This window comes from Streptomyces sp. NPDC090442 (assembly GCF_044769405.1).
Lineage (GTDB): Bacteria > Actinomycetota > Actinomycetes > Streptomycetales > Streptomycetaceae > Streptomyces.
In genome coordinates this window covers 39479-46522 of the sequence record NZ_JBIVXW010000075.1, presented here as the reverse complement: position 1 = coordinate 46522, position 7044 = coordinate 39479, and the positions used below count along the sequence as shown (strand labels likewise).

7 protein-coding genes are annotated in these 7044 nt (G+C 74.3%); 5 read left to right on the top strand and 2 right to left on the bottom strand.

Annotated elements, in window-relative coordinates; all coding sequences use genetic code 11:
• Positions 1-209: 209 nt before the first annotated feature.
• The 4 genes from ACIQU6_RS36310 to ACIQU6_RS36295 all read left to right on the top strand — a co-directional run bounded on the left by ACIQU6_RS36310 (position 210) and on the right by ACIQU6_RS36295 (position 3124).
• Positions 210-530 carry a DMT family transporter gene (locus ACIQU6_RS36310; RefSeq protein WP_383407308.1) on the top strand — a complete coding sequence of 107 codons (321 nt, stop codon included), beginning with the start codon at positions 210-212 and terminating at the stop codon, positions 528-530.
• Positions 530-1177 (top strand): TetR/AcrR family transcriptional regulator, encoded by a 648-nt coding sequence (locus ACIQU6_RS36305; RefSeq protein WP_403485997.1) that lies wholly within the window; start codon positions 530-532, stop codon positions 1175-1177. The genes ACIQU6_RS36310 and ACIQU6_RS36305 overlap by 1 nt, the downstream gene beginning before the upstream one ends.
• A gap of 9 nt (positions 1178-1186) precedes the next feature.
• Positions 1187-2179, top strand: a complete 993-nt coding sequence (dapD, locus tag ACIQU6_RS36300; RefSeq protein WP_403485996.1) for a 2,3,4,5-tetrahydropyridine-2,6-dicarboxylate N-succinyltransferase — start codon at positions 1187-1189, stop codon at positions 2177-2179.
• A 138-nt stretch (positions 2180-2317) separates the two neighbouring features.
• A complete protein-coding gene (locus ACIQU6_RS36295; protein ID WP_403485995.1) occupies positions 2318-3124 on the top strand; it encodes an EI24 domain-containing protein in 807 nt (268 codons plus the stop codon).
• Positions 3125-3212: 88 nt separating this feature from the next.
• Here ACIQU6_RS36295 and ACIQU6_RS36290 read toward each other — a convergent pair whose 3' ends face one another.
• Together ACIQU6_RS36290 and ACIQU6_RS36285 are read right to left on the bottom strand one after the other, a co-directional pair.
• Positions 3213-3353: a hypothetical protein gene (locus tag ACIQU6_RS36290; RefSeq protein ID WP_199836196.1), complete on the bottom strand. Its 141-nt coding sequence runs from the start codon at positions 3351-3353 to the stop codon at positions 3213-3215.
• Between the two features lie 143 nt (positions 3354-3496).
• Complete coding sequence (locus ACIQU6_RS36285) at positions 3497-5332, bottom strand: endonuclease/exonuclease/phosphatase family protein (RefSeq protein ID WP_403485994.1); 1836 nt, start codon at positions 5330-5332, stop codon at positions 3497-3499.
• 210 nt (positions 5333-5542) lie between these two features.
• Between ACIQU6_RS36285 and ACIQU6_RS36280 the strand changes: the two genes are divergently transcribed.
• Positions 5543-7039, top strand: coding sequence for a hypothetical protein (locus ACIQU6_RS36280; protein WP_403485993.1), 1497 nt, complete (start codon positions 5543-5545; stop codon positions 7037-7039).
• The last annotated feature ends 5 nt before the right edge of the window (positions 7040-7044 follow it).

The window sequence follows — 7044 nt, the reverse complement described above, 5'->3', positions numbered from 1 at the left end:
GGGCCCCCAAAACCCCCCCGCCCGCCGGGCGGGGGGGGGGGGGCGCCGGGGCCCCCCCCCCCCCCCCCCCCCCCCGCCCCCCCCCCCGGGGGGGGGGCCCGGGGGGGGCCCCGCGGGCCCCCCGGGCGCCCACGGCCGTTTTCGCATGCCGGGCACAGCCGCTTCCTGGTTATGTACGCCCGTACGCAACGTTGTGTACGCTCGTACGCATGGCCTATGTGACGCTCGCCGGCGCGATCCTCTCCGAGATCCTCGCGACCACATCGATGAAGTACAGCGAGGGCTTCAGCAAGCTGTGGCCCTCCCTCGGCACCGCGCTCGGATACGTGCTCGCCTTCGCGCTGCTCGCCCAGACGCTCAAGACGATGAGCATGGGGACCGCCTACGCGATCTGGGCCGGGGTGGGCACCGCGATCATCGCCGCGATCGGCATGGTGTTCCTGGGCGAGAGCACCAGCCCGGTGAAGATCCTGGGGGTGCTGCTGGTCATCGCCGGGGTCGTGGTGCTCAACCTCGGAGGGGCGCACTGATGGCCCGGCGCTACGACCCGGACCGGCGGCAGCGGATCATCGACGCGGCCATCGAGGTGGTCGGCGAGCGCGGCATCGCCGGGCTCAGCCACCGCGCGGTGGCCGCCGCCGCGGACGTCCCGCTGGGCTCGACCACGTACCACTTCGCCTCCCTCGACGACCTGCTGGTCGCCGCGTTGCGACAGGCCAACGGCTGGTGGCTGACGGACTTCGCCCGCTGGGTGGAGGGGATCGACCTGACCGTGCCGCTCGCCGACGAGGTGGCCCGGCTGGTCGCCGACACCCTCGCCGGGGACCGGGCGCGGGTGGAGCTGGAGTACGAGCTGTATCTGGCCGCGCTGCGCCACGAGGCGGTGCGGCCGATGGCCGGCGAGTGCCTGGACGAGATGGTGGCGCTGCTCGGCCGGCGGCTCGGCGACACGGCCACCGCCCGGGCGGTGGTGGCCTTCACCGACGGGCTGCTGCTCCAGCACCTGCTCACCGGCCAGCCCTTCCAAGTCACCACGGTGCGCGAGGGGTTGGCCGGCGTGCTGGGCGCCGCGAGCGAGCCGGCGGCGGCTGCCGGGCCGACGCCCGGGGGCGGGCGGTCGGGCACCCCGGGACCGACGCATGAGACCGGTTCGCCTCGGCGGGCGGGCTCCGGTTAGGTTTCCCACATGACCGATGCTGCAACTTCCTCTCGCACCACCGGCGCCGTCGCCGCCGGCCTCGCCACCGTCGCCGCCGACGGCACCGTCCTCGACACCTGGTTCCCCGCGCCCGCGCTCGTCGCCGAGCCCGGCCCGGCCGGCACCGAGCGGCTGGCCGACGACCGCGCCACCGAGCTGCTGGGTGCCGCCGTCCTCAAGGCGATCGGCCCGGACCCGGTCCGCGGCGTGGAGGTCGTGGCCGTCCGCACGGTCATCGCCTCCCTCGACGACAAGCCGCTGGACGCGCACGACGCCTACCTGCGCCTGCACCTGCTCAGCCACCGCCTGGTCAAGCCGCACGGCCAGAGCCTGGAGGGCGTCTTCGGCCTGCTGGCCAACGTCGCCTGGACCTCGCTCGGCCCGGTGCCGGTCGACCAGCTGGAGACGGCCCGGCTCAACGCCCGCGCCGAGGGCCTGCACCTCCAGGTCACCAGCGTCGACAAGTTCCCGCGGATGACCGACTACGTGGCGCCCGCCGGCGTCCGGATCGCCGACGCCGACCGGGTGCGGCTGGGCGCCCACCTCGCCGCCGGTACCACCGTCATGCACGAGGGCTTCGTCAACTTCAACGCCGGCACCCTGGGCACCTCCATGATCGAGGGCCGGATCAGCGCCGGCGTGGTGATCGGCGACGGCTCCGACATCGGCGGCGGCGCCTCCACCATGGGCACCCTCTCCGGCGGCGGCAAGCAGATCATCTCGATCGGCGAGCGCTGCCTGCTCGGCGCCGAGTCCGGCATCGGCATCGCGCTCGGCGACGAGTGCGTGGTCGAGGCCGGCCTGTACGTGACCGCCGGCACCCGGGTCACCCTGCCCGACGGCCAGATCGTCAAGGCGCTGGAGCTGTCCGGCGCCGACAACATCCTCTTCCGCCGGAACTCCACCACCGGCACGGTCGAGGCCCGCCCGAACAAGGCGGTCTGGGGCGGTCTCAACGAGATCCTGCACAGCCACAACTGACCGGTGGCGCGCCCGCGTTCGGCGCCCCGGGCCGGCGGCCGACCCCGCCGGCCCGGGGCGCCGGCGCGTCCAAGGCCGGCCGCGGGCGGTACGTCGCGGACCGGTCAACTCCCGCCCCGCGCCGGTAGGGTGGCCGCCATGCGTGATCTTGTGGCGGGGGTGCGGTATCTGGGCCGGGGCGTGCGCTGGGCCGCCCGGAACGGCCGGTGGTGGGGATTCGGGCTGATCCCGGCCCTGATCGCGCTGGTGCTCTACGCCGGGGCGCTCTTCACGCTGACCCTGGAGTCCGGCGACCTCGCCGCCTGGGCGACGCCGTTCGCCGACGGCTGGGGCTCCCCCTGGCAGGGGCTGCTGCGCGGGCTGTTCGTGGCGCTGCTGCTGGCCGGCGGGCTGGCGCTGTCGGTGCTGACGTTCACCGCCGTCACCCTGCTGATCGGCGATCCCTTCTACGAGTCGCTCTCCGAGCGGGTCGAGGAGGGCGCGGGCGGCTGCCCGCCCGGCCCGGACCGCCCGCTGTGGCGGGAGCTCGGCATCGCGCTGCGGGACATGGCCCATGTGCTGCTGCGGGCCGCCGCCTTCGGGGTGCTGTTCTTCGCGCTGGGCTTCCTGCCGGTCGTCGGGCAGACCGTGGTCCCGGTCGTCGGCACCTGCGTCACCGGCTTCTTCCTCACCGTCGAGCTGACCACGGTGGCGATGCAGCGCCGGGACATCCCGGTCCGCGCCCGGCTGCGGCTGCTGCGCGGGCGGTGGGGCCTGGCGGTCGGCTTCGGGGCGCCGCTGGTGCTGCTGTTCCTGATCCCGCTCGCGGCGGTGGTGCTGACGCCGGGGGCGGTGGCCGGGGCCACCCTGCTGGTGCGGGACCTGGTGCCGGCCGGGGCGGACGGCGGGGCGGCGGTGGCGGACGGGGCGGAGCCCGAGGGCCGGGCGGTGCCGGCCTCCTGGTGAGCGTTGTCCGCGGACGCCCGGCACGACGAAGCGGCCGCCGCACCCCGACGGTGCGACGGCCGCTCAGGCATGACCTGCCCTACCCGCGTCAGTCAGCCTTGCGCGACCGCGGCTTCAGGTCCTGGGTGCGCTCGGCGGCGGACTCCTCCGACTGCGGCCGGTGCTGCTCGGAGCGCCGCTCGGCGGCCCGGTCCTGCTTGCCCGACTTACGGTTCTGCGACTTCGGCATCGTGACTCCCTTTGTCTCGCCGAAATGGGGTGCTTACCAGCTCAGTACCGCACCCCCGGGCGCGATCGGCGCTCGGAAGTGGGCCGGTGGAGTGACCGGGCGATCACCGCGGGTGAGGCGAAGGGCTCGGCTCGGGTGCCGGCTCAAGGCCTGATCCGCAGCACCTGCGGGTCGTGGTCGCTGGCCTGGTCCGCGTACTCGGCGTTGATGTGCACGATGTCGTAGTCGGTGCGGGTCAGCGCCCGGCTGGTGAGCAGGTGGTCCAGCACCTGGGAGTTGCCCTGGTAGACGTAGCTGTAGCGCTCGGCGGCGGGCAGTTTGTCGACCTGGTCGGTGAGGACGCCGCCGGCGGTGAGGGCCTTGAGGGCGGGCGAGAACTGGTAGTCGTTGAGGTCCCCGGCCACCACCACACCGGCCTTGGGGTCCTTGGCCAGCAGCTCCCTGACGAAGCCGTTGACCAGCCTCGCCTGGGCGGTGCGCTGGGTCTCCGAGCTCCGCGCCGGCGGCTGGAAGCGGCTGTCCAGACCCTGGTCGCCGCCCTTGGAGTTGAAGTGGTTGGCGATCACGAAGACCCGGCTGCCGGGCTGGCTCCGCGGCGCGAACTCGCCGACCAGCGGCTTGCGGCTGGACTTCCACGCCGGGTCGGCCGGCGCGATCCGGCCCGGCGAGGCGGACAGCCCGGCCCGGCCGTGGTCGTCGACGACCCTGACCGGCGTGGACGCGTCGCCGCCCTGGACGTCGGTGAACGCCACCCGCTGCGGGTTGAACAGGAACGCCACCCGGATGTTGCCGCCGGGCTGGCCGCCGTCCTGGTCGTTCTGCGGGTCGATCGACCGCCAGGCGTACGCCGGGCCGCCGGCCGCCTTGACGGCGTCGGTGAGCTTCTTGAGGGTGACCCCGGCGGTGACCGTGCCGTCGTCCTTGGCGCCGCTGTCGTCCTGGACCTCCTCCAGGGCGACGACGTCGGGCGCGGCGAGGTGGTGCACCAGTCCCCTGGCCAGCCGGTCGAACGTGGCCTGCGGGTTGTCCGGGGCGAGGTTCTCGACGTTGTAGGTGGCCACCGCCAGCTCGTCGGCGGTCTGCTTGCGGGTGACCTCGGGCGCCGGGGTGTGGGCGGCCAACGTGCCCAGCGCGGTGGCCTGGAGGGTGTAGCCGCCGAAGTTGTCGTAGTCCAGCGGGCCGGTGGTGGTGCCGGTCAGCCGGTCGCCGACGTTGGCCGCGGGGAAGGGCCGCTGGGAGAAGGGGAGGAGGGACTGGACCTTGAGGCGGCCGCCGTTGGGGTCGGCGTAGGAGCCGTAGCGGGTGCCGCCGCGGGCGGTGCGGTGGTGGCCGGGGGTGGCGGTCACCCACAGCTCGTGGTGGGTGTTGGTGGGGCCGACGACCGGGGCGTTCACGACCGAGACCCGCATGCCCTCCAGGGACTCCAGCCGGTCCAGGGCGTAGGCGGCGGGGCGGAGGGTGCGGGACTCGATGCTCCCGCCGCCCGCGCCCGGGGCGTAGGCCGCCGGGATCGCGGACGCGTCCAGCTTCACCGGGGCCGGCAGCGGTTGGCCGCTCGCCTTGACCGTCCAGGTGGCGTCGGTGAGTTCGGTGACGGACTGGCCGCCGGCGTCCCTGCCGCCGGGGTAGTACTCGCTGACCGTGCCGCCGACGGTGACCGCGTCGCCGACCGCGACGTCGGGCGTCTCCTTGCCGGTGAAGACGAAGAGCGCCTCGCTGGTCGCCGGGTCGTCGTCCGGGTGCGGGTCCTGCACCCAGAAGCCGCGGGACGAGCCGAAGGACCGGATCGCGGTGACGGTGCCGGGGACGTCGTCGACCTGCTTGCCGGCCAGTGGGGATATCCGGGTCCTGCCCTGTATGTCGTGGATCCGGGTGCCGGCCGCCGAGGCGGACTGCACGCCGAGCAGTCCACCGGCGAGGGCCGCGACGACCACCGTGCCGAGGACGGCGGGTCTGCGGAGCGTGCGACGGGATGGCATGCATGCCTCCGGGAGAAGGGGGTGGGAGAGGTGCTGCGGAGCGGGACCGGCGCTCGCTACGCGCGTCAATCTCTTTTGTGCGCAAGGGAGTTGTCAAGGTTCTCCCGGTGGACGGGAGTGCACGGAGAAGTGAACCGCCCGAGATGGGGAGAATTCCGTCTACGCTTGGGCGGCGCACGAGCGACACGTCCGTCCGAGGAGCTGAGCCAGATGTCCGCAGACCGCCCCACCATGCCGCCGGTGCGGCTGACCCCCGAAGCGGAGCTGGCCCGCGACGCGCTGAGCTCCCCGCTGTTGGCCCGCGCCGCCAAGCTGGCCCGCTGGTCCGGTTCCGGCGTCCCGGTCGGCGTCGGCGGCGAGCTCCTGGAGCAGTCGCTCGCGGCCGCCACCGAGCACCTGGGCCTGGCCGGCGACGAGGACGGCCCCGCCTACACCGCCGAGGCGTGGCAGCTGGCGGTGGACACCGGACTGGTCGAGATCGAGGAGGACGAGGACGAGGACGAGGCGGACGCCGACGACCTCCCCGACGACGCCGCGGTCGGCACCGCCACCCCGGGCGAGGAACTGGCCCTGCTCACCTCCGGCAGCCCCCAGGACGTCCTGGACATCTGGCTCGGCGGCATGGAGACCGTGCTCGCCGACGCCGTCGCCCCGGACCTCTCCGACCTCGCCGACCAGCTCGCCGAGGGCGGCGACCTGGACCTGGACTCGATCGACTGGAACCCGGAGGAGGAGGCCGAGCTGCTGGACGGCATCCTCGGCAACCTCTACCTCCTCAACGCCCTGGGCGAGGCCCCCGACCAGGACGTCCCGCTGCCCGCGCTGGCCGCCTCCATGATCGTCCCGGACGACATGGACGAGCCCACCGACGAGATCCTCGAAGAGGTCTCCGCGGCGATGATGCGGCTGGACGACCAGTTCCGGGTGCTGGAGCCGATCGGGCTGGTCGCCTACCGGCCGGTCGACGAGGCGCTCATCGAGGAGCTGGACGAGGACGGCGAGACGGTCTCCGCGGCCGAGCCGCTCCAGGACGAGGACGTCGCCCGCTACGGCCTGGTGCGGCTCACCCCGCTCGGCGTCTGGGCGGTCCGCGCCCGGATGCTGGACGCCGGCGTGGACGCCCCGGCCGTCGGGGACCTCGCCGACAAGGGCGCCGACCTCCTGCTGGAGGCGCTGCCGGACTACCCCGAATCGCTGGCCCAGACGGAGGCCGAGCAGTGGCTCGCCGCCCGCACCCCGCTGGACGCGGCCCGCGAACTGCTCGCGGCCGCCCGCGGCGACGACGAGCGCGGCCCGCTGCGCCGGCTCGCCGCCCAGCAGGCCCTCTCCCTGGTCGCCCCGGAGGCCGAGCCGGCGCTGCGCGAGGTGCTCGACGACCGGCACCTGGGCGGGCTGGCCCGGGTCTGGCTCGCCGAGCGCGGGCTGCCCGGCATCCCCGAGCCGTCCCAGGACATGGTCTTCTGGCTGACGGTGGACACCATCGCGGCCCAACTGGGCGCCACCGACGACGAGGCGGCCGCCGAACTGACGGAGCTGGTCGGGGGGTTGACCGAGCAGCACAGCGGGTTCTTCGAGGAGGTCTGGCGGGTGGACCACCCGGCCACCGCCGAGGTGCTGGAGGCGATGGGTCAGCTCCACCCGGACAAGAAGGCCGCCAAGGAGGCGCGCAAGGCCGCGTTCAAGGCGCGGTCGCGGCGCTCCGACTGACGGGG